Annotated in this window: 22 protein-coding genes; 4 read left to right on the top strand and 18 right to left on the bottom strand. The window is 70.7% G+C overall.

Annotated features, from left to right (window positions below; all coding sequences use genetic code 11):
* From nuoL to V7E45_RS05390, 12 genes are read right to left on the bottom strand one after another with little or no spacing between them, the layout of a single operon-like run.
* On the bottom strand, positions 1–1,947 hold the full coding sequence (gene nuoL, locus V7E45_RS05445) for an NADH-quinone oxidoreductase subunit L (protein ID WP_333772922.1): 1,947 nt from the start codon (positions 1,945–1,947) through the stop codon (positions 1–3).
* Positions 1,948–1,962: 15 nt separating this feature from the next.
* A complete protein-coding gene (gene nuoK / locus V7E45_RS05440; RefSeq protein WP_020941573.1) occupies positions 1,963–2,262 on the bottom strand; it encodes an NADH-quinone oxidoreductase subunit NuoK in 300 nt (99 codons plus the stop codon).
* Complete coding sequence (locus V7E45_RS05435; protein ID WP_333772921.1) at positions 2,259–3,107, bottom strand: NADH-quinone oxidoreductase subunit J; 849 nt, start codon at positions 3,105–3,107, stop codon at positions 2,259–2,261. The genes nuoK and V7E45_RS05435 overlap by 4 nt, the downstream gene beginning before the upstream one ends.
* Complete coding sequence (gene nuoI / locus V7E45_RS05430; RefSeq protein WP_333772920.1) at positions 3,104–3,754, bottom strand: NADH-quinone oxidoreductase subunit NuoI; 651 nt, start codon at positions 3,752–3,754, stop codon at positions 3,104–3,106. Before nuoI ends, V7E45_RS05435 begins: the two co-directional genes overlap by 4 nt.
* Positions 3,747–5,123, bottom strand: a complete 1,377-nt coding sequence (nuoH, locus tag V7E45_RS05425; protein WP_333772919.1) for an NADH-quinone oxidoreductase subunit NuoH — start codon at positions 5,121–5,123, stop codon at positions 3,747–3,749. Before nuoH ends, nuoI begins: the two co-directional genes overlap by 8 nt.
* Positions 5,120–7,624: an NADH-quinone oxidoreductase subunit G gene (locus V7E45_RS05420; protein ID WP_333772918.1), complete on the bottom strand. Its 2,505-nt coding sequence runs from the start codon at positions 7,622–7,624 to the stop codon at positions 5,120–5,122. The genes nuoH and V7E45_RS05420 overlap by 4 nt, the downstream gene beginning before the upstream one ends.
* On the bottom strand, positions 7,621–8,967 hold the full coding sequence (gene nuoF / locus V7E45_RS05415; protein ID WP_443055942.1) for an NADH-quinone oxidoreductase subunit NuoF: 1,347 nt from the start codon (positions 8,965–8,967) through the stop codon (positions 7,621–7,623). The genes V7E45_RS05420 and nuoF overlap by 4 nt, the downstream gene beginning before the upstream one ends.
* Positions 8,967–9,833: an NADH-quinone oxidoreductase subunit NuoE gene (nuoE, locus tag V7E45_RS05410; protein ID WP_333772916.1), complete on the bottom strand. Its 867-nt coding sequence runs from the start codon at positions 9,831–9,833 to the stop codon at positions 8,967–8,969. The genes nuoF and nuoE overlap by 1 nt, the downstream gene beginning before the upstream one ends.
* Positions 9,830–11,209 carry an NADH-quinone oxidoreductase subunit D gene (locus V7E45_RS05405; RefSeq protein ID WP_333772915.1) on the bottom strand — a complete coding sequence of 460 codons (1,380 nt, stop codon included), beginning with the start codon at positions 11,207–11,209 and terminating at the stop codon, positions 9,830–9,832. Before V7E45_RS05405 ends, nuoE begins: the two co-directional genes overlap by 4 nt.
* Positions 11,206–11,958 (bottom strand): NADH-quinone oxidoreductase subunit C, encoded by a 753-nt coding sequence (locus V7E45_RS05400; protein ID WP_333772914.1) that lies wholly within the window; start codon positions 11,956–11,958, stop codon positions 11,206–11,208. Before V7E45_RS05400 ends, V7E45_RS05405 begins: the two co-directional genes overlap by 4 nt.
* Positions 11,955–12,509, bottom strand: coding sequence for a NuoB/complex I 20 kDa subunit family protein (locus V7E45_RS05395; protein WP_020941564.1), 555 nt, complete (start codon positions 12,507–12,509; stop codon positions 11,955–11,957). The genes V7E45_RS05400 and V7E45_RS05395 overlap by 4 nt, the downstream gene beginning before the upstream one ends.
* A 15-nt stretch (positions 12,510–12,524) precedes the next feature.
* Positions 12,525–12,884, bottom strand: a complete 360-nt coding sequence (locus tag V7E45_RS05390; protein ID WP_007383963.1) for an NADH-quinone oxidoreductase subunit A — start codon at positions 12,882–12,884, stop codon at positions 12,525–12,527.
* Between the two features lie 745 nt (positions 12,885–13,629).
* Here V7E45_RS05390 and V7E45_RS05385 point away from each other — a divergent pair.
* Together V7E45_RS05385 and def are read left to right on the top strand one after the other, a co-directional pair.
* Entirely contained in the window at positions 13,630–14,451 is an 822-nt protein-coding gene (locus tag V7E45_RS05385; RefSeq protein WP_333772913.1) for a C40 family peptidase, read from the top strand.
* Between the two features lie 273 nt (positions 14,452–14,724).
* Positions 14,725–15,351 carry a peptide deformylase gene (gene def, locus V7E45_RS05380; protein ID WP_333772912.1) on the top strand — a complete coding sequence of 209 codons (627 nt, stop codon included), beginning with the start codon at positions 14,725–14,727 and terminating at the stop codon, positions 15,349–15,351.
* Between the two features lie 96 nt (positions 15,352–15,447).
* Here the strand turns inward: def and V7E45_RS05375 are convergent, their stop codons facing one another.
* Complete coding sequence (locus V7E45_RS05375) at positions 15,448–16,731, bottom strand: geranylgeranyl reductase family protein (RefSeq protein ID WP_333772911.1); 1,284 nt, start codon at positions 16,729–16,731, stop codon at positions 15,448–15,450.
* A gap of 98 nt (positions 16,732–16,829) precedes the next feature.
* Here V7E45_RS05375 and V7E45_RS05370 point away from each other — a divergent pair, with 98 nt between their 5' ends.
* Both V7E45_RS05370 and V7E45_RS05365 read left to right on the top strand, forming a co-directional pair.
* On the top strand, positions 16,830–17,336 hold the full coding sequence (locus V7E45_RS05370) for a GNAT family N-acetyltransferase (RefSeq protein WP_333772910.1): 507 nt from the start codon (positions 16,830–16,832) through the stop codon (positions 17,334–17,336).
* Between the two features lie 121 nt (positions 17,337–17,457).
* Positions 17,458–17,793: a PASTA domain-containing protein gene (locus tag V7E45_RS05365; RefSeq protein ID WP_333772909.1), complete on the top strand. Its 336-nt coding sequence runs from the start codon at positions 17,458–17,460 to the stop codon at positions 17,791–17,793.
* 33 nt (positions 17,794–17,826) lie between these two features.
* Here the strand turns inward: V7E45_RS05365 and V7E45_RS05360 are convergent, their stop codons facing one another.
* From V7E45_RS05360 to V7E45_RS05340, 5 genes are all read right to left on the bottom strand, one after another.
* Complete coding sequence (locus V7E45_RS05360; RefSeq protein ID WP_333772908.1) at positions 17,827–18,522, bottom strand: demethylmenaquinone methyltransferase; 696 nt, start codon at positions 18,520–18,522, stop codon at positions 17,827–17,829.
* A 147-nt stretch (positions 18,523–18,669) separates the two neighbouring features.
* On the bottom strand, positions 18,670–19,269 hold the full coding sequence (locus tag V7E45_RS05355) for a hypothetical protein (RefSeq protein ID WP_333772907.1): 600 nt from the start codon (positions 19,267–19,269) through the stop codon (positions 18,670–18,672).
* Between the two features lie 18 nt (positions 19,270–19,287).
* On the bottom strand, positions 19,288–20,502 hold the full coding sequence (gene mqnC, locus V7E45_RS05350; protein WP_333772906.1) for a cyclic dehypoxanthinyl futalosine synthase: 1,215 nt from the start codon (positions 20,500–20,502) through the stop codon (positions 19,288–19,290).
* A 71-nt stretch (positions 20,503–20,573) separates the two neighbouring features.
* Complete coding sequence (locus tag V7E45_RS05345) at positions 20,574–21,368, bottom strand: A24 family peptidase (protein ID WP_333772905.1); 795 nt, start codon at positions 21,366–21,368, stop codon at positions 20,574–20,576.
* Between the two features lie 10 nt (positions 21,369–21,378).
* On the bottom strand, positions 21,379–22,056 hold the full coding sequence (locus V7E45_RS05340) for a hypothetical protein (protein WP_333772904.1): 678 nt from the start codon (positions 22,054–22,056) through the stop codon (positions 21,379–21,381).
* Between the last annotated feature and the right edge of the window lie 196 nt (positions 22,057–22,252).

Below are 22,252 nucleotides of genomic sequence, written 5' to 3'. Positions count from 1 at the left end.
TCAGACCGCCCTCATCAGCAGGGTCGCGGCGACCAGGAGTGCCGCACCGCCGAACATCGAGACCGCGTAAGAGCGGGCGAAGCCGTTCTGGACCCGGCGCAGCCGGCCGGACAGTCCGCCGAAGCCGGCCGCCGTGCCGTTGACGACGCCGTCGACCAGGGTGTGGTCGACGTACACCAGGGAGCGCGTGAGGTGCTCGCCGCCGCGCACCAGGACGACGTGGTTGAAGTCGTCCTGGAGCAGGTCGCGCCGCGCCGCCCGGGTGAGCAGCGAGCCGCGCGGGGGCACGACCGGGACGGGCTTGCGGCCGTACTGGGCCCAGGCGATGGCGACGCCGACGACCAGGCAGACCAGGGTCGCGCCGGTGACCGTCATGGCGCTGACCGGAGAGTTGCCCTCGCTGTGGCCGGTGACCGGCTCCAGCCAGTGCAGGAAGCGGTCGCCGAGGTGGAAGAGGAAGCCGGCGAAGACCGAGCCGACGGCCAGCACGATCATCGGGATCGTCATGATCTTGGGCGACTCGTGCGGGTGCGGCTCGGTGTGCTCGCCGTGGTGCTCCGCCGCGGGCTCGGCGCTCGGCGCCTGCGGGGAACGGGTGGGCTGGTTCCTCCAGCGCTCCTCGCCGAAGAAGGTCATCAGCATCACGCGTGTCATGTAGAAGGCCGTGATGGCCGCGCCCAGCAGGGCCACGCTCCCGAGGATCCAGCCCTGTGTGCCGCCCTTGGCGAAGGCCGCCTCGATGATCGCGTCCTTGGAGTAGAAGCCGGACAGGAACGGGAAGCCGATGATGGCGAGGTAGCCGAGGCCGAAGGTGGCGAAGGTGATCGGCATGTACTTGCGCAGGCCGCCGTACTTGCGCATGTCGACCTCGTCGTTCATGCCGTGCATGACGGAACCGGCGCCGAGGAACAGCCCGGCCTTGAAGAAGCCGTGCGTGACCAGGTGCATGATCGCGAAGACGTAGCCGATCGGGCCGAGGCCCGCGGCCAGCACCATGTAGCCGATCTGCGACATGGTCGAGCCGGCCAGCGCCTTCTTGATGTCGTCCTTGGCGCAACCGACGATCGCACCGAACAACAGCGTGACCGCGCCGACGACGGTGACGGCGAGCTGCGCGTCGGGAGCCGCGTTGAAGATGGCGCCGGACCGGACGATCAGGTAGACGCCCGCGGTCACCATCGTGGCGGCGTGGATCAGGGCCGACACCGGGGTGGGGCCCTCCATGGCGTCCCCGAGCCAGGACTGCAGCGGCACCTGGGCAGACTTGCCGCAGGCGGCGAGGAGCAGCATCAGGCCGATCGCGGTGAGCCTGCCCTCGGAGGCGTCACCGGTGTGGCTGAGGACCGGGCCGAAGGCGAAGGTGCCGAAGGTGGTGAACATCAGCATGATCGCGATCGACAGGCCCATGTCGCCGACCCGGTTGACCAGGAAGGCCTTCTTCGCCGCCGTGGCGGCGCTGGGCTTGTGCTGCCAGAAGCCGATCAGCAGGTAGGAGGCGAGGCCGACGCCCTCCCAGCCGACGTACAGCAGCAGGTAGTTGTCGGCGAGGACGAGCAGCAGCATCGCCGCGAGGAACAGGTTCAGGTAGCCGAAGAAGCGGCGGCGCCGCTCGTCGTGCTCCATGTACCCGACCGAGTAGAGGTGGATGAGCGAGCCGACGCCGGTGATCAGCAGGACGAACGTCATCGACAGCTGGTCGAGGCGGAAGGTGACGTCCGCCTGGAAGCTGCCGACCGAGACCCACGTCCACAGGTGCTGGGTGAGCGTGCGGTGTTCGGCGTTCCTGCCGAGCAGGTCGGCGAAGAGGATCAGGCCGAACACGAAGGAGGCGGCCGACAGGAGCGTGCCGATCCAGTGGCCGACGGCGTCCAGCCGCCGGCCACCGGTCAGGAGGACGGCCGCTCCGAGCAGGGGCGCCGCGATGAGCAGCGCGATCAGGTTCTCCACGATTCTTCCGACCCCTTACAGCTTCATCAGGCTGGCGTCGTCGACCGAGGCCGAGTGGCGGGTGCGGAACAGCGACACGATGATCGCGAGGCCCACCACGACCTCCGCGGCGGCGACGACCATCGTGAAGAAGGCGATGATCTGGCCGTCCAGGTTGCCGTGCATCCGGGAGAAGACGACGAACGCGAGGTTGCAGGCGTTGAGCATCAGCTCGACGCACATGAACACGACGATCGCGTTGCGCCTGATCAGCACCCCGGTCGCGCCGACGGTGAACAGCAGGGCGGCGAGATAGAGGTAGTTGACGGGGTTCACTTCGACGCCTCCTCGGACCGCTTGAACGTCGTCGGCTCGATCGCGGTCCGTTCCAGGCGCTCCTCGGCGCGCTGTTCCAGGGCCCGCAGGTCGTTCAGCGCCTCGGTGGACACGTCGCGGATCTGGCCGCGCTCGCGCAGCGTCTTGCTGACGGTGAGCTCCGACGGTGTGCCGTCGGGCAGCAGGCCGGCGACGTCCACGGCGTTGTGCCGGGCGTAGACGCCGGGGGCCGGCAGCGGCGGGATGTGCTTGCCCTCGCGGATGCGCTGCTCGGACAGCTCGCGCTGGGTCCTGGCCCGCTCGGTGCGCTCGCGGTGGGTGAGCACCATGGCGCCGACGGCGGCCGTGATCAGCAGGGCACCGGTGATCTCGAAGGCGAAGACGTACTTGGTGAAGATGAGGGACGCGAGCCCCTCCACGTTGCCGTTCGCGTTCGCCTGGCCGGTGCCGTCGAACTCCGTCAGCGAGGCGTGCCCGATGCCCGCGAACAGCAGGACGCCGAAGCCGACCCCGCACAGCAGGGCCAGCCACCGCTGGCCCTTGATGGTCTCCTTGAGCGAGTCCGCCGCCGTGACGCCGACGAGCATCACCACGAACAGGAACAGCATCATGATCGCGCCGGTGTAGACGACGATCTGGACGATGCCGAGGAAGTAGGCGCCGTTGGCGAGGTAGAACACCGCCAGGATGATCATGGTCCCGGCGAGGCTGAGCGCGCTGTGCACGGCCTTCCTCATGAAGACGGTGCCGAGGGCGCCCAGCACCGCGACGGTGCCGAGGATCCAGAACTGGAAGGCCTCACCGGTGGACGTGGTGTAGGCGGCGGCGAGTTGCTGCGCGCTCATCGGCCGGTCACCTCCCGCGACGCCGGTTCCTGCGCGCCGGTGGTGGCCGCGGCCTCCTGCGGCTCCTCGCCCTCGGACACGGCGGTCTGCCGCACGGTGCCCGGCGCCGCCTCGCTCACCAGGCCCCGGTAGTAGTCCTGTTCGTCGGTGCCCGGGAAGATCGCGTGAGGCGTGTCGACCATGCCCTCCTCGAGACCGGCGAGCAGCTGTTCCTTGGTGTAGATGAGGTTGGCGCGGCTGGAGTCGGCCAGTTCGAACTCGTTGGTCATCGTCAGCGCGCGCGTGGGGCACGCCTCGATGCACAGCCCGCACAGGATGCAGCGGGCGTAGTTGATCTGGTAGACGCGGCCGTAGCGCTCGCCCGGGGAGTAGCGCTCCTCCTCGGTGTTGTCGGCGCCCTCCACGTAGATGGCGTCGGCGGGGCAGGCCCAGGCGCACAGCTCGCAGCCGACGCACTTCTCCAGGCCGTCCGGATGGCGGTTGAGCTGGTGCCGTCCGTGGAACCGCGGAGCCGTGGTCTTCTGCTGCTCCGGGTACTGCTCGGTCAGCCGCTTCTTGAACATGGCCTTGAAGGTCACGCCGAAGCCGGCCACCGGGTTCTGGAAGCCGGGCTTCGTCTGCCCGGACTCCTTCGGCTCCTCAGCCATCGGACGCCTCCTTTCCATCCGTAGATCCGTCACTGACAGTGTCCGGTCCACCACTGACAATCAGCTCGCCCTCGCGGCGCGAGCGGCGCCTGGGCACGGGGGGCAACTCCTGTCCGGGCAGCGGCGGCACGGGGAACCCGCCCGCCATCGGGTCGAACCCGGGCTGCTGGGCGGCGGCCTGCTGCTCGGCCGTCCTCCCCTTCTCGCCCTTCTCGCGGAACATGTCGACGACGAAGGAGAGCAGCAGCAGGGCCAGGACGCCCCCGCCGACGTAGAGGGCGATGTCGGCGAAGTCGTAGTGCTCGTTGCGCAGGGCCCGTACGGTCGCGACGAGCATCAGCCAGGTCACCGAGACCGGGATGAGGACCTTCCAGCCGAGCTTCATCAGCTGGTCGTAGCGGACGCGCGGGAGCGTCCCGCGCAGCCAGATGAAGAAGAACAGCAGCAGCTGGACCTTGATGACGAACCAGAGCAGCGGCCACCAGCCGTGGTTCGCGCCCGCCCAGAAGCCGCTGATGGGCCAGGGGGCGCGCCAGCCGCCGAGGAACAGGGTGGTCGACACGGCAGAGACGGTCACCATGTTCACGTACTCGGCGAGCATGAACATCGCGAACTTGATGGACGAGTACTCGGTGTTGAAGCCGCCGACCAGGTCGCCCTCGGACTCCGGCATGTCGAAGGGGGCGCGGTTGGTCTCGCCGACCATCGTGACGATGTAGAGGATGAACGAGACCGGCAGCAGCAGGATGTACCAGCGGTCGTGCTGCTGCTCCACGATCGTGGACGTCGACATCGACCCGGAGTAGAGGAACACCGAGGCGAACGCGGCGCCCATGGCGATCTCGTAGGAGATCATCTGGGCGCACGAGCGCAGACCGCCGAGCAGCGGGTAGGTGGAGCCGGAGCTCCAGCCCGCCAGCACGATGCCGTAGATGCCGACCGAGGCGACCGCGAGGATGTAGAGCATCGCGATCGGCAGGTCGGTGAGCTGCATCGTGGTCCGCGTGCCGAAGATCGAGATCTCGTTGTCGGCCGGCCCGAAGGGGATCACCGCGATCGCCATGAAGGCCGGGATGGCCGCGACGATCGGCGCGAGGACGTAGACCACCTTGTCCGCGCGCTTGACGATGATGTCTTCCTTGAGCATCAGCTTCACGCCGTCGGCGAGCGACTGGAGCATGCCCCAGGGGCCGTGCCGGTTGGGGCCGATGCGCAGCTGCATCCAGGCGACGACCTTGCGCTCCCAGACGATGGAGAAGAGCACGGTCACCATCAGGAAGGCGAAGCAGAAGACCGCCTTGACGACGACCAGCCACCAGGGGTCGCGGCCGAACATCGAGAGGTCTTCAGCGGCGAGGTACGGGCTCATGCCTCCACCTCCTCGGGGGGTTCTTCGGCACGTGCCGCCGGGCCGATACGGACGAGGGAGCCGGGAGTGGCCCCGGTGTCGGAGGCGACGCCGCCGCCGACGGAGTTCAGCGGGAGCCAGACCACCCGGTCCGGCATGTCGGTGACGCGGAGCGGGAGTCCGACCGTGCCCCGGGGGCCGGTGACGGTCAGGACCTCGCCGTCCGCGACGCCCACCTCGGCGGCCGTGGCGGACGACAGCCGGGCGTGGGCGGCGTGCCGTGTGCCGGCGAGCGCCTCGTCGCCCTCCTGCAGGACGCCCTGGTCGAGCAGCAGCCGGTGGCCGGCGAGCACCGCCTCGCCGGCGGCCGGACGCGGCAGCGCCCTGGCGAACTCCGTGGGCTCGGAGGCCCGCGGGCCGTCCCAGGCGCCGAGCCGGTCGATCTCCGCGCGCGTGGTGCGCAGATCGGGCAGACCCAGGTGGACGTCCATGGCGTCGGCCAGCATCTGCAGCACGCGGGTGTCGGTCGGGGCGAGGCGGCGGGTCATCTGCTCGGGCTTCAGGGCGGCGTCGAAGAAGCGCACCCTGCCCTCCCAGTTGAGGAAGGTGCCGGGCTTCTCGGCGACCGCGGCGACCGGCAGGACGACGTCGGCGCGTTCGGTGACCTCGCTGGGCCGCAGTTCCAGCGACACCAGGAAGCCGACGCTGTCGAGCGCCTCACGCGCGCGTGCCGGGTCGGGCAGGTCGGCCGGCTCCACGCCGGCGACCACGAGGGCCGAGAGTTCACCGGTGGCGGCGGCCTCGATGATCTGGTGGGTGTCGCGCCCGTAGCGCCCGGGCAGTTCGGCCAGGCCCCAGACGGCGGCGACCTCCTCCCGCGCGCGCGGGTCGGTCGCCGGGCGGCCGCCCGGCAGCAGCGACGGCAGCGCGCCCACCTCGACGGCGCCGCGCTCGCCGGCCCGCCGCGGGATCCACACGAGCTGGGCACCGGTCGCGGTGGCGGCGCGTACGGCGGCGGTGAGCCCGCCGGCGACCGCGGCGAGCCGCTCCCCCACCACGATCACGGCTCCCTCGGAGCGCAGCGCCTGCGCGGCCGCCGTGCCGGAGTCCTCCAGGCCGATGCCGCCGGCGAGAGCGTCCAGCCACTCGGTCTCGGTGCCGGGAGCGGCCGGCAGCAGGGTGCCGCCCGCCTTCTCCAGGCCCCGGGTGGCATGCGTGGCCAGGGCGAAGACCCGCTGCTTGTGCCCCCGCCAGGCCTTGCGCAGCCGCAGGAAGACGCCGGGCGCCTCCTCCTCCGACTCGAACCCGACGAGCAGGACGGCGGGCGCCTTCTCCAGGGAGGTGTACGTGACGCCCGTGCCGTCGAGGTCACGGCCCCGGCCCGCCACCCGGGACGCCAGGAAGTCGGCCTCCTCGCCGCTGTGCACGCGCGCGCGGAAGTCGATGTCGTTGGTGTCGAGCGCCACGCGGGCGAACTTGCTGTACGCGTAGGCGTCCTCGACGGTCAGCCGGCCGCCGGTGAGGACACCGGCCCGGGACCGGGCGGCGGTGAGTCCGCGCGCGGCCGCTTCCAGCGCCTCCGGCCAGGAGGCGGCCTCCAGGACGCCCTCGGCGTTGCGCACCAGGGGGACGTCGAGGCGGTCCTTGAGCTGTGCGTACCGGAACGCGAAGCGTCCCTTGTCGCACATCCACTCCTCGTTGACCTCGGGGTCGTTGGCGGCGAGCCGCCGCATGACCTTGCCGCGCCGGTGGTCGGTGCGGGTGGCGCAGCCGCCGGAGCAGTGCTCGCACACCGACGGCGAGGAGACCAGGTCGAAGGGGCGGGAGCGGAAGCGGTAGGCCGCCGAGGTGAGGGCGCCGACCGGGCAGATCTGGATGGTGTTCCCGGAGAAGTACGACTCGAACGGGTCGCCTTCGCCGGTGCCGACCTGCTGGAGCGCGCCCCGCTCGACCAGCTCGATCATCGGGTCGCCCGCGATCTGGTTGGAGAACCGGGTGCAGCGGGCGCACAGCACGCACCGCTCGCGGTCGAGCAGCACCTGCGTGGAGATGGGGACGGGCTTCTCGTAGGTCCGCTTGCGGCCCTCGAAACGGGACTCCGCGTTGCCGTGCGACATGGCCTGGTTCTGCAGCGGGCACTCGCCGCCCTTGTCGCAGACCGGGCAGTCCAGCGGGTGGTTGATGAGCAGCAGCTCCATCACGCCGTGCTGGGCCTTCTCGGCCACGGGGGACGTGAGGTGGGTCTTCACCACCATCCCGTCCGTGCAGGTGATGGTGCAGGACGCCATCGGCTTGCGCTGGCCCTCGACCTCGACGATGCACTGGCGGCAGGCGCCGGCCGGGTCCAGGAGGGGGTGGTCGCAGAAGCGCGGGATCTCGATGCCGAGCTGCTCGGCGGCCCGGATGACCAGGGTGCCCTTGGGCACGCTGATCTCGGCGCCGTCGATCGTCAGCGTGACGAGGTCTTCCGGCGGGACCGCCGCCTCTCCCCCTCCGGAGGGAGCACTGGTGGTCACGGTCATGCGTTCACCTCCGGGCGGTCCGCCCAGGCCGTCGACTTGGCCGGGTCGAAGGGGCAGCCCCGGCCCGTGATGTGCTGCTCGTACTCCTCGCGGAAGTACTTCAGCGAGGAGAAGATGGGTGAGGCCGCGCCGTCGCCGAGGGCGCAGAAGGACTTGCCGTTGATGTTGTCGGCGATGTCGTTGAGCTTGTCGAGGTCGGACATGACGCCCTTGCCCGCCTCGATGTCCCGCAGCAACTGCACCAGCCAGTACGTCCCTTCGCGGCACGGCGTGCACTTGCCGCAGGACTCGTGGGCGTAGAACTCGGTCCAGCGGGTCACCGCCCGCACCACGCAGGTCGTCTCGTCGAAGCACTGCAGGGCCTTGGTGCCGAGCATGGAGCCGGCGGCGCCGACGCCCTCGTAGTCGAGGGGGACGTCGAGGTGCTCGTCGGTGAACATCGGGGTCGAGGAGCCGCCCGGGGTCCAGAACTTGAGGCGGTGCCCGGTGCGCATGCCGCCGCTCATGTCGAGGAGCTGGCGGAGCGTGATGCCGAGCGGGGCCTCGTACTGGCCGGGGCTGGCGACGTGGCCGCTGAGCGAGTAGAGCGTGAAGCCCGGGGACTTCTCGCTGCCCATGGACCTGAACCAGTCTTTCCCGTTTTTCAGGATGGCGGGAACCGACGCGATCGACTCGACGTTGTTCACCACAGTCGGGCAGGCATAGAGCCCTTCGACGGCAGGGAAGGGAGGACGCAGCCGCGGTTGACCACGGCGGCCTTCGAGCGAGTCGAGCAGTGCGGTCTCCTCACCGCAGATGTACGCGCCGGCGCCGGCGTGCACGGTGAGTTCCAGGTCGAGTCCGCTGCCCAGGATGTTCTCGCCGAGGTAGCCCGCCGCGTAGGCCTCGCGCACGGCCTCGTGCAGCCGCCGCAGAACGGGGACGACCTCGCCCCGCAGATAGATGAAGGCATGCGACGACCTGATGGCGTAACACGCGATGACGATGCCCTCGATGAGGCTGTGCGGGTTCGCGAAGAGGAGCGGGATGTCCTTGCAGGTCCCGGGCTCCGACTCGTCGGCGTTGACAACAAGATAGTGCGGTTTTCCATCACCCTGCGGGATGAACTGCCACTTCATCCCGGTCGGGAAGCCCGCGCCGCCGCGGCCTCGCAGCCCGGACTCCTTGACGTAGGCGATCAGGTCGTCCGGTGACATGGCGAGCGCCTTGCGGAGCCCCTCGTACCCCTCGTGCCTGTGGTAGACGTCCAGGCTCCACGACCGGTCCTCGTCCCAGAAGGCCGACAGCACGGGTGCGAGCAGCTTCTCCGGACTGGTGTCCTTGACCTCGGGTACCACGGTCATCACTCCCCCTCCTCGGCGGTGGGCCCTGCCGGGTGGGCGGGGTCGGAGGCCGATGTGTCCTGCGGCGCGTCATGGGAGCTGAGGTGCTCGGCCGGGGACGGCTCGTGCACCCTGTCCCGCGGCTCCTCGTGCGGACCGCCGCGCGGATGGACCACGCGCGCGGGTGCGGCCTCTCCCCTTGCCAGGCGGAGGCCCACCAGTGACGCCGGTCCCGCGCCACCGCTCTCCTCGACGGCCCCGGGCCGCTCGTCGGGGAAGCCGGCCAGGATCCGCGCGGTCTCCTTGAAGGTGCACAGCCGCGCCCCGCGCGTGGGCTGGACGGGCCGCCCCTCGCGCAGGTCGTCGACCAGGCGCTTGGCGCTGCCGGGGGTCTGGTTGTCGAAGAACTCCCAGTTGACCATCACGACCGGCGCGAAGTCGCAGGCCGCGTTGCACTCGATGTGCTCCAGGGTCACCTTGCCGTCGTCGGTGGTCTCGCCGTTGCCGACGCCCAGGTGCTCCTGGAGCGTCTCGAAGATCGCGTCGCCGCCCATCACCGCGCACAGCGTGTTGGTGCAGACGCCCACCTGGTAGTCACCGGAGGGCCTGCGCCGGTACATGGTGTAGAAGGTGGCGACGGCGGTGACCTCGGCGGTGGTCAGGCCGAGCATCTCCGCGCAGAACCGCATTCCGGTGCGCGTGACGTGGCCCTCCTCCGACTGCACGAGGTGGAGCAGCGGCAGCAGGGCCGACCGGGAGTCCGGGTAGCGCGCGATGACCTCGCGCGCGTCCGTCTCCAGCCGGGCCCGGACGTCGTCCGGGTAAGCGGGTGCGGGCAGTTCGGGCATGCCCAGGCTGACGCCCCGCTCCGAGGAACTGGTGGTCACCGGTCGACGCCTCCCATCACGGGGTCGATGGACGCGACGGCGACGATGACGTCGGCGACCTGGCCGCCCTCGCACATCGCCGCCATGGCCTGCAGGTTGGTGAAGGACGGGTCGCGGAAGTGGACCCGGTAGGGGCGGGTGCCGCCGTCGGAGACGACATGGACCCCGAGCTCGCCCTTGGGCGATTCGACGGCCGCGTACGCCTGTCCCGGCGGTACGCGGAAGCCCTCGGTGACCAGCTTGAAGTGGTGGATCAGGGCCTCCATGGAGGTGCCCATGATCTTCTTGATGTGGTCGAGGGAGTTGCCGAGCCCGTCCGGTCCCAGGGCGAGCTGGGCCGGCCAGGCGATCTTCTTGTCGGCGACCATGACCGGGCCGGGCTGGAGCCGGTCCAGGCACTGCTCGACGATCCCGAGCGACTGGCGCATCTCCTCCAGGCGGATCAGGAAGCGCCCGTAGGAGTCGCAGCTGTCGGCGGTCGGGACGTCGAAGTCGTACGTCTCGTAGTCGCAGTACGGCTGTGCCTTGCGCAGGTCGTGCGGCAGGCCGGTGGAGCGCAGGATCGGGCCGGTGGCGCCGAGGGCCATGCAGCCGGCCAGGTCGAGGTAGCCGACGTCCTGCATACGGGCCTTGAAGATGGGGTTCCCGGTGGCGAGCTTGTCGTACTCCGGGAGGTTCTTCTTCATCTTCTTCACGAACTCGCGGATCTGGTCCACCGCCCCGGGCGGCAGGTCCTGGGCGAGTCCGCCGGGCCGGATGTACGCGTGGTTCATCCTCAGGCCCGTGATGAGCTCGTAGATGTCGAGAATCATTTCACGATCACGGAATCCGTAGATCATGATCGTGGTGGCGCCCAGCTCCATGCCGCCGGTGGCGATGCACACCAGGTGCGAGGAGAGCCGGTTCAGCTCCATCAGGAGGACCCGGATGATCTTGGCGCGCTCGGTGATCTGGTCCTCGATGCCGAGGAGCTTCTCGACGGCGAGACAGTAGGCGGTCTCGTTGAAGAAGGACGTCAGGTAGTCCATGCGCGTCACGAACGTGGTGCCCTGGGTCCACGTGCGGAACTCGAGGTTCTTCTCGATGCCGGTGTGCAGGTAGCCGATGCCGCAGCGGGCCTCGGTGACCGTCTCGCCCTCGATCTCCAGGATCAGGCGGAGCACTCCGTGGGTGGACGGGTGCTGGGGACCCATGTTGACGACGATGCGCTCGTCGTCGGCGCGGGCCGCGGACTGGACGACCTCGTCCCAGTCGCCACCGGTGACCGTGTAGACGGTGCCCTCGGTGGTCTCCCGGGAAGGACTCTCCGTCCCGGAGGGACCCGATGTGGCGTGGTGGCCGGGCGACGGGCGGGAGGATGCTGACTGCGTGCTCACGAGTACGACCTCCGCTGGTCCGGAGCCGGGATCTGGGCGCCCTTGTACTCGACGGGGATGCCGCCGAGGGGGTAGTCCTTGCGCTGCGGGTGGCCCTGCCAGTCGTCCGGCATCATGATCCGCGTCAGGGCCGGGTGACCGTCGAAGACGATGCCGAAGAAGTCGTACGTCTCGCGCTCGTGCCAGTCGTTCGTCGGGTAGACGGGGACCAGCGACGGGATGCGCGGGTCGCTGTCCGGGGCGCTGACCTCGAGCCGGACGAGCCGGTTGTGGGTGATCGAGCGCAGGTGGTAGACGGCGTGCAGCTCGCGGCCCTTGTCGTGCGGGTAGTGGACGCCGCTGACGCCCGTGCAGAGCTCGAAGCGCAGGGCGGGGTCGTCGCGCAGGGTGCGGGCGACGCGGACCAGGTGCTCGCGTTCGATGTGGAAGGTGAGTTCACCGCGGTCGACGACCGTCTTCTCGATGGCGTTGCCGGGGAGGAGTCCCTGCTCCTCCAGGGCGCCCTCCAGCTCGTCGGCGAGCTCGTCGAACCAGCCGCCGTAGGGCCGTGCCGCGGGTCCGGGGAGTCGGATCGAGCGGACCAGGCCGCCGTAGCCGGAGGTGTCGCCGCCGTTGTCGGCGCCGAACATGCCGCGCTGGACGCGGATCTCCTCACCGCCCTGGCCGCGCTGGCCGGGGAGGTTGGAGGCGGCGAGGTCCTTCTCGGGGTTCACCCCGTTCGCGCCGTTGGTGTCGTTCGCGTCGCTCACCGCAGCAGCCCCTTCATCTCGATCGTGGGCAGGGCCTTGAGCGCCGCCTCCTCCGCCTCGCGGGCCGCTTCCTCGGCGTTCACGCCGAGCTTGGAGGACTGGATCTTCTGGTGGAGCTTGAGGATCGCGTCCATCAGCATCTCGGGCCGGGGCGGGCAGCCGGGGAGATAGATGTCGACCGGGACGATGTGGTCGACGCCCTGGACGATCGCGTAGTTGTTGAACATGCCGCCCGAGGAGGCGCACACGCCCATGGAGATCACCCACTTCGGGGCCGGCATCTGGTCGTAGACCTGCCTGAGCACCGGCGCCATCTTCTGGCTGACCCGGCCGGCGACGATCATCAGGTCCGCCTGGCGCGGCGAGCCGCGGAAGACCTCCATGCCGAAGCGCGCGAGGTCGTAGCGGCCGGCGCCGGTGGTCATCATCTCGATGGCGCAGCAGGCCAGGCCGAAGGTGGCCGGGAAGACGGACGCCTTGCGCACCCAGCCCGCGGCCTGCTCGACGGTGGTGAGCAGGAAGCCGCTCGGCAGCTTTTCTTCGAGTCCCATGTCTTTAAAGGCCCCTCAGTCCCATTCCAGGCCGCCGCGCCGCCATACGTACGCGTACGCGACGAAGACGGTGAGCACGAAGAGCAGCATCTCCACGAGCCCGAAAACACCCAGGGCGTCGAAGGTGACGGCCCAGGGGTAGAGGAAGACGATCTCGATGTCGAAGACGATGAAGAGCATCGCCGTCAGGTAGTACTTGATGGGGAAGCGCCCGCCGCCGGCCGGCGTGGGGGTCGGCTCGATGCCGCACTCGTAGGCCTCGAGCTTGGCCCGGTTGTACCGCTTCGGACCGATCAGCGTGGCCATGACCACGGAGAAGATCGCAAAGCCTGCCCCGAGGGCTCCCAGTACGAGGATGGGCGCATACGCGTTCACCGCTCCTCGCTCCTCTCAGTCGGCACTGACTGCTGGCGGTTGCACTGGGCTCACGTCCGCCCCACCGGTCCCAGGAACCACGCCCGTTCCGGGCGAAGATCGAGAACATGTGAAGCAGGTCACAAGCCCAACTGCCTCGCATCTTATGCCTGCCGCTCTGTGATCTGCGACACGGGGTATTACACAAGCTTTGTGATCTCCACCACCTGACGAAGGATCATGAAGTCGGATGATGGGTGATCTTCGCACGCGAAGCGTTCAGCTGATCACCAGAAGTGACATTTTCGCTCGTCACCGCAGGCCAGAGGGGTCGTCTCCATATCAAGAGAGTTCCGTTGCATGCAAATTGGCGTTGGACGGTGCCCCCTGATAGAGAGCCGCGTTCACACGTCAGGAGGAGGTCCGGGACGCGATGTGGACGAGGTGCGGACGCGTGCACGCGTTCACGAACCGCCGGCCGCGCGAGACGCCACCCTCCGGGCAGCCGTTCCGTGACCTCCGCCACACCGATGAGAGTCGTCCGAGAACGGGGCTTGGCCATCGACCTCAACCGATGGTAGGCGCGGGGCAATTCGGACTTAATGATCAAAGACCGTGATCAAGGGCTTGATCGCGTGGGTCCGCAATGTCCGTTACGGCGTCAATAAAGAGCCACACGCCCGGCTTTTTGGGCCTCGATTGAGTAACTGTGGCGCACCACACGTTTCTTGAAGATATGAAGGAGCCCCTGGTACCGGTTGTTCCCATGTCCCACACCGCTCACATACGCAGCCACCGGAAGCCCCGCCGCAGCGCGTCCACCATCGCGATGCGGGCGGGAGTTGCCGGTGGCGTTCTCGGCACCCTGGCAGTAGCCGGGGCGGCCGGCTCGGCCAACGCGGCCGAGCCCGTGACGCAGACCCTCGAACTGCCCACCCTGACGGCCGACCTGGCCGCTCAGGTCGCCCAGTCCGCTGACGCCACGCAGCAGGCCGCCGCCAACTACCAGCTGCAGGCCGAGCGTGACGCGGCCGCCGCAAACGCCGCCAAGCAGGCCAAGTCGGACCTTGCGGACGCGAAGCAGAAGGCGGCGGAGGCCAAGAAGAAGGCCCAGGAGGCCGCCCGGAAGGCCGCCGCGGCGCGTGCCTCGCGCAACGCGGAGCGCACGACGCTCTCCACGACGGCGGGCACGACCGTCTCGACCTCCACCTCCACCAGCACGTCCACGGCCACCGGTTCGGCCGCCGCCGTCGTCGACTTCGTGAAGGCGCAGATCGGCAAGGCGTACGTCTCCGGCGCCACCGGTCCCTCGGCCTACGACTGCTCCGGTCTGGTGCAGACGGCCTTCAAGCAGGTGGGCATCAGCCTGCCGCGCGTCTCCCAGGACCAGTCGACGGCCGGCACCCAGGTCTCGCTGAGCAACCTGCAGCCGGGCGACATCCTGTACTGGGGCAGCGCGGGCAGCGCGTACCACGTCGCGGTGTACGTGGGCGACGGCATGTTCGTCGGCGCGCAGAACCCGTCCAGCGGCGTCGGGGAGCACCCGCTGTCGTACGACCCGCCGACCGGCGCCGTGCGGGTGCTCTGAGCACTCGGGACGCCGTCTCACGCACGTAGGGCCGCAGCCGCTCGGGGGCAGCGGCCCTTCGGCGTCCGTGGCGTCCGCCGTACCCACGGTCGCCGGAGGCCGTCCGCGGCGCCTCACGGCCGGTTCCGGCGGGTCCCACGTGTCCGGCGTGCCCCTGTGACGGCCGGGCCCGTTCTGTTGTCATGAGACCCGCAGGGCGGGGAGGGGTCCCGGAGGCCGGGGCCCCGCGGTCTCCCCGTCCGAGACATCCTCACGACGCAGGGAGACACGGCGATGCCGAGCGTTTTCGTCCAGGGAGCCCCCGCCGACCACTACCCCCGCCACGCCCCCGAGGCCGGACGCGGTGCGGTGCGCCGCATCACCGAGGTCGGCGAGGAGGTCCTGCACCGGCCCTGCCGGGACGTGACCGAGTTCGGGCCCGACCTCGCCGCGCTCATCGACGACATGTTCCTCACCATGTACGTCGCCGAGGGCGCGGGACTGGCGGCGAATCAGGTCGGGGTGGATCTGCGGCTGTTCGTGTACGACTGCCCCGATGACGACGGAGTCCGGCATGTCGGGCATGTCGTCAATCCGGTGCTGGAGGCCGCTTCCGCCGGGCGGCGGCTGATCGACGAGGGCGAGGGGTGCCTGTCCGTGCCGGGTGCCGTGATGAGCGTGCCGCGGCCCGAACGCGCCGTGGTGCGCGGGCAGGACAGGGACGGCAGCCCGCTGCTGATCGAGGGCACGGGGTACTTCGCGCGCTGCCTGGTCCACGAGACCGACCACACCGAGGGCCATCTCTACCTGGACCGGCTCTCGAAACGGGAGAAGAAGGACGCGCTGCGGCAGATGGCGGACCGGCGGGACGAGGTGTTCGCCCGCCGGGCCGCCAGGGCCGAGCAGCTGAGCCGGGCCTAGGGCCTGTTGCGAAAGTGGCCTCGTCGCCCGGAGGGCGGCCGCGTGCCGGGCGTCGCACGGCAGAGGACCACTTTCGCAACAGGCCCTAGCCGGCGTTCACGCCTTCGGGGCCACCCGGCTCAGGCCGTTGATGATGCGGTCCATGGCGTCGCCGCCGGTGGGCTCGGTGAGGTTGGCCAGGAGCTTGAGGGTGAACTTCATCAGCATCGGGTGGGTGAGGCCGCGCTGGGCGGCGATCTGCATGACCTTCGGGTTGCCGATGAGCTTCACGAAGGCGCGGCCGAGGCTGTAGTAGCCGCCGTAGGTGTCCTTGAGGACGCGCGGGTAGCGCTGCAGCGCGATCTCGCGCTGGGCGGGCGTGGCCCGCGCGTGGGCCTGGACGACGACGTCGGCGGCGAGCTGGCCGGACTCCATGGCGTAGGCGATGCCCTCGCCGTTGAACGGGTTCACCAGGCCGCCGGCGTCGCCGACGAGCATCAGGCCCTTGGTGTAGTGGGGCTGGCGGTTGAAGGCCATGGGCAGGGCGGCGCCGCGGATCGGGCCGGTCATGTTCTCGGGGGTGTACCCCCAGTCCTCGGGCATGGACGCGCACCAGGCCTTGAGGATCTCGCGCCAGTCGAGCTCCTTGAAGGCGGCCGAGGTGTTGAGCACGCCGAGGCCGACGTTGGAGGTGCCGTCGCCCATGCCGAAGATCCAGCCGTAGCCGGGCAGCAGGCGGTCCTGGGCGCCGCGGCGGTCCCACAGCTCCAGCCAGGACTCCAGGTAGTCGTCCTCGTGCCGGGGGCTCTCGAAGTACGTCCGGACCGCGACGCCCATCGGGCGGTCCTCGCGGCGGTGCAGGCCCATCGCGAGGGACAGGCGGGTGGAGTTGCCGTCGGCGGCGACGACGAGCGGCGCGTGGAAGGTGACCTCGCGCTTCTCCTCGCCGAGCCTGGCGGTCACGCCGGTGATGCGCCCGGTGCGGTCGTCGACGACGGGGCCGGAGACGTTGCAGCGCTCGTACAGGCGGGCGCCGGCCTTCTGGGCGTTGCGGGCGAGCTGCTCGTCGAAGTCGTCGCGCTTGCGGACGAGGCCGTAGTCGGGGAAGGAGGCGAGATCGGGCCAGTCGAGCTGGAGACGGACGCCGCCGCCGATGATCCGCAGGCCCTTGTTGCGCAGCCAGCCCGCTTCCTCGGAGATGTCGATGCCCATCGCCACGAGCTGCTTGACCGCGCGCGGGGTCAGGCCGTCGCCGCAGACCTTCTCCCGGGGGAACTCGGTCTTCTCCAGCAGCAGGACGTCGAGACCTGCCTTGGCCAGGTGGTAAGCGGTGGTGGAGCCGGCTGGCCCCGCGCCCACGACGATCACATCGGCGCTGTTGTCGGAGAGGGGCTCGGTCACGGCGGGATCTCCCCAAGGTTCTGAATCTGCGTGCCGACCGGCACTGGACACGGGCAGTCTATTCAGCAGAATTGATCACCCGGCTGAAGGGTTGCCCAGTGAACCGAGCTCTCCCCGCAGTACGGCTGCGTGTGCCCACCGACGAGGACGCGTTCGCCTGGCACCGGGTCTTCGCCGACCCCGAGGTCATGGAGTTCCACGGCGGCCGCGCCGCCGAACTCTCGGTCTACGAGGAGCTGACCGCGCGACAGCGCCGGCACGACGCGGAGCGGGGGTTCTGCCTCTGGTCGGTGCTGGACGGCTCCGGGGACGTCGTCGGTTTCACCGGCGCACAGCCGTGGCCGCACGCGTGGGGTCCGGCGGGCGAGATCGAGATCGGCTGGCGGCTCGGCCGGGCGCACTGGGGTCTGGGTTACGCCTCGTCGGCGGCCGAGGAGACCCTCGGCCGGCTGCGGGAGGCGGGGGTCCCGCGCGTGGTGGCGATGGTCGACGCGCGCAACGCCCGCTCCATCGCGGTCACCCGGCGGCTGGGCATGCGGCTCGCGGAGCAGTTCACGACCCCGTCCTCGGAGCGGGAGGGGCACTGCTACCGGCTCGACCTGTGACCGGAAGCGGCGATCACCATTTCGGTCACCGAAAGTAACCAACTGTTACAGATAGCCACTTGGTGCTTCCGCATGGCACCGGCACGGAGTTACCCTGCCAGTACCGCTGGGGGTGACATCTGTGCGTATAACACCCAAATCACCTGAGACGCGCGTTCCTCGTCTGGTCGGTCTCATGGCCATGGACGCGCGCGAAACGGCCCGGGCGCGGGGCCTGTTCCTCAACGCGCCGGACCGCCCCGACTTCGCTCACACGGTCGTCGACTACGTCGTACGCCAGTATCCGCAGCCCGGCTCCGAGGTGCCGCCGGACTCGATGGTCTACGTGTGGTTCGACTTCGGCGAGGGCGAGGGCGGTGGAGGCGTGCGCGAGCCACGCATACCCCGGCCGCCCTCCGGAGGGATCCAACGGGAACTGGGCGAGCCCGGGGACGCCGTCGAGATGATCAACCGCTGATCGCACCGCCACGCCGCTGCGTCCCGGCGGGGTTCAGCTCTCCTTGAAGCCCCGGTGCAGGGCGACCACACCGCCGGTCAGGTTGCGCCAGGCCACCTTCGACCAGCCCGCCTTGCGCAGCCGTTCGGCGAGGGCGGGCTGGTCGGGCCAGGCCCGGATGGACTCGGCGAGGTAGACGTACGCGTCCGGGTTCGAGGACACCTTGCGCGCGACCGGCGGCAGCGCGCGCATCAGGTACTCGGTGTAGACGGTGCGGAAGGGCGCCCAGGTCGGGTGCGAGAACTCGCAGATCACCACGCGCCCGCCGGGCCGGGTGACCCGGTACATCTCGCGCAGGGCCGCGTCGGTGTCCTGCACGTTGCGCAGCCCGAAGGAGATCGTGACGGCGTCGAAGGTGTCGTCACGGAACGGCAGCCGCGTCGCGTCGCCCGCCGTGAACGGCAGCCAGGTGTTGCGCTTCTTGCCGACCTGGAGCATCCCGAGCGAGAAGTCGCAGGGCACCACGTAGGCGCCCGCCTGCGCGAAGGGCAGCGAGGAGGTCGCCGTGCCGGCCGCGAGGTCGAGGATCTTCTGCGCGGGGCGCGCGTCGACCGCCTTCGCCACCTCCTTGCGCCAGCGCCGGTCCTGGCCGAGCGACAGCACGTCGTTGGTCAGGTCGTACCGTTCCGCCACGTCGTCGAACATCGAGGCGACTTCGTGCGGCTGCTTGTTCAGGGAAGCGCGGGTCACCCGCCCATTGTTGCAGCACCGCCCCCGGGGATAAGTCGCGGCTTCTTCCTGGCGGCCACGTCGTCGTCGCCGGGTCACAGCGGGCCGACGTCGACGCCGAGGGGGACGGACTCACCGACTCGGCGGCGACGGCCCGCCGTTCATCGATCAGCGGGCGCGGTACACCAGCCGCCCGCCGATCACGGTCGCCACACAGGTACCGGCACCGCGCCGGACCAGTTCGGCGCGGTCGCCGACGTCGAACACGGCGAACCGGGCGGGGCCGCCCGGCGCCAGGCCGGGCAGCAGGATCAGCGGTGCCGGGGACAGCGCCGCCGGTCCCGGGAGCCGGTCCGGCCGCTGTCCCACCGCGAGGCCCGCCCGGCGCACCGCGTCGAGCGCGGCCCGCGACCGCAGTTCCCCGGCCACCGCCACCGTGCCGTGCGCCAGCATCCGCTGCACCCCGCGCCGCGCGCTCGCGCCGAGGCGCGCCGGGTCGGCGCGGAAGATCTCCCGGGCCCGCTCCCCGCCGATGGGCTCGGTGCCGAGCGCATCGGCCTCGCGCGGGTCGGGGTGGTAGGTGGCCTCCAGCAGCTCCGGGCCGTACGGGTTCAGCAGGCCCGGGGTCAGGATGCCGGGCCAGTGCCGCACCCGCGCCCGCGGGTGGCCGTCGGCCAGTTCCTGGAACGGGCCGACGGCGGCGAGCGACGCGCCGTCGACGAGGACCGCCGTCCCGGGCGAGTGCTCGGCGACGTGAAGTGTCAGCAACGGGACCCCTGGTCCGCTCTAGTTGGAGGCCAGCAGCTTCAGTTCGGGGTGGGCGGTGCCGCCCTCGATCGCCGTGGAGGAGATGTGGGAGACCACCCGGTCGTCGACCGGGTCGTTCGCCGGGTCGTCGTGCACCACGAGGTGCTCGTAGGTCGTGGCGCGCTGCGCCGGGACACGGCCCGCCTTGCGGATGAGGTCGATGATCTCGAGCCGGTTGGAGCGGTGCTTGGCGCCGGCCGAGGAGACCACGTTCTCCTCCAGCATGATCGAGCCGAGGTCGTCGGCGCCGTAGTGCAGGGAGAGCTGGCCGACCTCCTTGCCGGTGGTCAGCCACGAACCCTGGATGTGCCGGACGTTGTCGAGGAAGATGCGGGCGATCGCGATCATCCGCAGGTACTCGAAGAGGGTCGCCTGGGTGCGGCCCTTCAGGTGGTTGTTCTCGGGCTGGTAGGTGTACGGGATGAAGGCGCGGAAGCCGCCCGTACGGTCCTGCACGTCCCGGATCATGCGCAGGTGCTCGATGCGCTCGGCGTTCGTCTCGCCCGTGCCCATCAGCATGGTGGACGTCGACTCCACACCCAGCCTGTGCGCGGCCTCCATGATCTCCAGCCAGCGCTCGCCGCTCTCCTTCAGCGGGGCGATGGCCTTGCGCGGCCGCTCCGGGAGGAGTTCGGCGCCGGCGCCGGCGAAGGAGTCGAGGCCCGCCTCGTGGATGCGGGTGATGGCCTCTTCCACCGGGACGCCGCTGATCCGGGCCATGTGCTCGACCTCGGAGGCGCCCAGTGAGTGGATCACCAGCTGCGGGAAGGCGTCCTTGATGGCCTTGAAGTGCGTCTCGTAGTACTCGACGCCGTAGTCCGGGTGGTGGCCGCCCTGGAACATGATCTGGGTGCCGCCCAGTTCGACCGTCTCGGCGCAGCGGCGCAGTATGTCGTCGAGGTCGCGGGTCCAGCCCTTGGCGGTGTCCTTGGGGGCCGCGTAGAAGGCGCAGAACTTGCACGCCGTGACACACACGTTCGTGTAGTTGATGTTGCGCTCGATGATGTACGTCGCGATGTGCTCGATGCCGGCGTACTTGCGGCGGCGCACGGCGTCGGCGGCGGCGCCCAGCGCGTGCAGCGGCGCGTCGCGGTAGAGGACCAGCGCTTCCTCGGGCGTGATGCGTCCGCCCGCCGCCGCTCGGTCGAGTACGGCTGTGACATCAACGGAAGCGAGGTCGGCCTTCTCGGTCACCGGGCGTCCCTTTCGTCAAGGGTTGTGGACGGACCGAACCAGCCTACGCCAGCCCTCTGGTGCGCCCGCCGTCAGGCCGCGTACGCGCCGATCAGCAGACCCGCGACGACTCCGGCGAGGAGGAACGGCCCGAACGGGATCGCCGTCCTGCGGTCCGCCCGGCGGGCGACGACCAGTGCTCCGCCGTAGAGCGCGCCGAGCAGGAAGCCGGCGAAGGTGCCGAGCAGGACGGTGGGCCAGCCGTACCAGCCGAGGACGGCGCCCGCGCCCAGCGCCAGCTTCACGTCTCCGAAGCCCATGCCCGCCGAGTTGACGAGGAACAGCACGAAGTAGCCGGCGCCGAGCGCGAGGGCGCCGTACAGCGCGGTGAGCCAGTGCCCGGCGTGCTCGGGCAGCAGCGCGGCCAGGCCGAGCAGGGCGAGCGCGGTGGCCGCGAGCGGCAGGGTCAGCGGGTCGGGCAGCCGCCGCACCCGCAGGTCAACCGCGGCCAGCAGCACCCACACCGGGGCGAGCAGCAGCCAGACGGCCAGCTCGGGCCGGGTGCCGGTGGCCGCGGCGAGCGCGGCGCAGACCAGGGCGGTGGCGACGGCGAGCCGGACGGCGGAGGGCGCCGCCGGCTGTGGTCCGTGGCCGCACTCCCCGCACGCCACCCGGCCGAGCCAGCCGCGGACGGGGTGGCCCGCGGGGCACCGGTCCCGCCACGGCTCCTCGTCCGGGGCGGCGAACCGGTAGGCGGCCCGCGGGAGCAGCGCGCCCGCCGCCGAGCCCCACAGCGCGGCGAGGAGGACCAGCACGCCGGTGCTCGCCCCCGCGACGCTGGTCAGTGCGGTGTCCAGCAGTGCGGTACTCGTCGGTGTGGTGCTCATGGGCCCGGGATCAGCCCACCTTCGACATCCGGGCGACGGGATTGCCCTCGGCCGAGCTGTCCGACGTGTACTTCAGGTCGTCGCCCACCGGCGTCAACCGCACCGGGTGGGGTGTGGGGTTGCAGCCCGCGTGGTTGCCCGGTGCGCCCGCCGAGGTCGCCTCGATGCCCGTGTCCGTCACCTTCTTCAGGGTGAGGAGGTCGGTGCAGACGCCGCCGAGCTGGTCGGTCTGCTGCAGCCGCCCCAGCTCCTGTCCGGGGCCCGCCCGGTGCACGGTGAGTCGGAAGGTGCCCATGGGCAGGCTGCCGCCGAGTCCGGTGGCCTGGCCCTCCCAGGTGCCGATGTAACGGGCCGGGACGGCGCCCGACGAGTGCCCGCCGCGGCTGGGGGACGGCGTCTGGGCGCCCTGGGTGCTGCCCGGCTCCTGTGTCCGGCCGTCGGCCGGCCGCGACGCGGAGGACGAGTGGGAGGCGGAGGGCGCGCTGCCCGCCGAGTCCTGTTCACCGCCGCCCCACGGCTGCAGCAGCGCCCCGAGTCCCACGGTCACCGCGGCCAGTGCGCCGGCCACGGCCAGCGCGACGGTGCAGCTCACCCGCCGTCCGCGCCCGCTCTCCCCCGGCGCGGAGGCGGCCGCGACGCTGACGGTGACCTTGCCGGGCGCGGGCACCGCGTCCCGCGGCCCGGGCACGACGGTCTGCTCCCCGCCCGAAGGGGCCGCCCCCGGCGCGGGCGGCCCCGGCGGCGGAGTCATCAGCGGAGCGGGCCCGAACACCCCGGCGGCGGCCCCGGACCCGCTCGGCCCGTCTCCCGGCCACCCGGCCGCCGGCCCCGTTCCGGCGGGCCCGCCCGCCGATGGGCTCTCCATCACGGCCCCGCCCTCGGAG

Source organism: Streptomyces sp. IBSBF 3136 (assembly GCF_036815105.1).
Lineage (GTDB): Bacteria > Actinomycetota > Actinomycetes > Streptomycetales > Streptomycetaceae > Streptomyces.
This window is presented reverse-complemented; position numbering and strand designations above follow the sequence as displayed.

Excerpts from the sequence above, each read along its gene's own strand:
- V7E45_RS05435 (WP_333772921.1), bottom strand. The coding sequence starts at position 3,107 with ATGAGCGCGCAGCAACTCGCCGCCGCCTACACCACGTCCACCGGTGAG.
- nuoI (WP_333772920.1), bottom strand. The coding sequence starts at position 3,754 with ATGGCTGAGGAGCCGAAGGAGTCCGGGCAGACGAAGCCCGGCTTCCAG.
- nuoH (WP_333772919.1), bottom strand. The coding sequence starts at position 5,123 with ATGAGCCCGTACCTCGCCGCTGAAGACCTCTCGATGTTCGGCCGCGAC.
- V7E45_RS05420 (WP_333772918.1), bottom strand. The coding sequence starts at position 7,624 with ATGACCGTGACCACCAGTGCTCCCTCCGGAGGGGGAGAGGCGGCGGTC.
- nuoF (WP_443055942.1), bottom strand. The coding sequence starts at position 8,967 with ATGACCGTGGTACCCGAGGTCAAGGACACCAGTCCGGAGAAGCTGCTC.
- V7E45_RS05395 (WP_020941564.1), bottom strand. The coding sequence starts at position 12,509 with ATGGGACTCGAAGAAAAGCTGCCGAGCGGCTTCCTGCTCACCACCGTC.
- V7E45_RS05385 (WP_333772913.1), top strand. The coding sequence starts at position 13,630 with ATGTCCCACACCGCTCACATACGCAGCCACCGGAAGCCCCGCCGCAGC.
- def (WP_333772912.1), top strand. The coding sequence starts at position 14,725 with ATGCCGAGCGTTTTCGTCCAGGGAGCCCCCGCCGACCACTACCCCCGC.
- V7E45_RS05345 (WP_333772905.1), bottom strand. The coding sequence starts at position 21,368 with ATGAGCACCACACCGACGAGTACCGCACTGCTGGACACCGCACTGACC.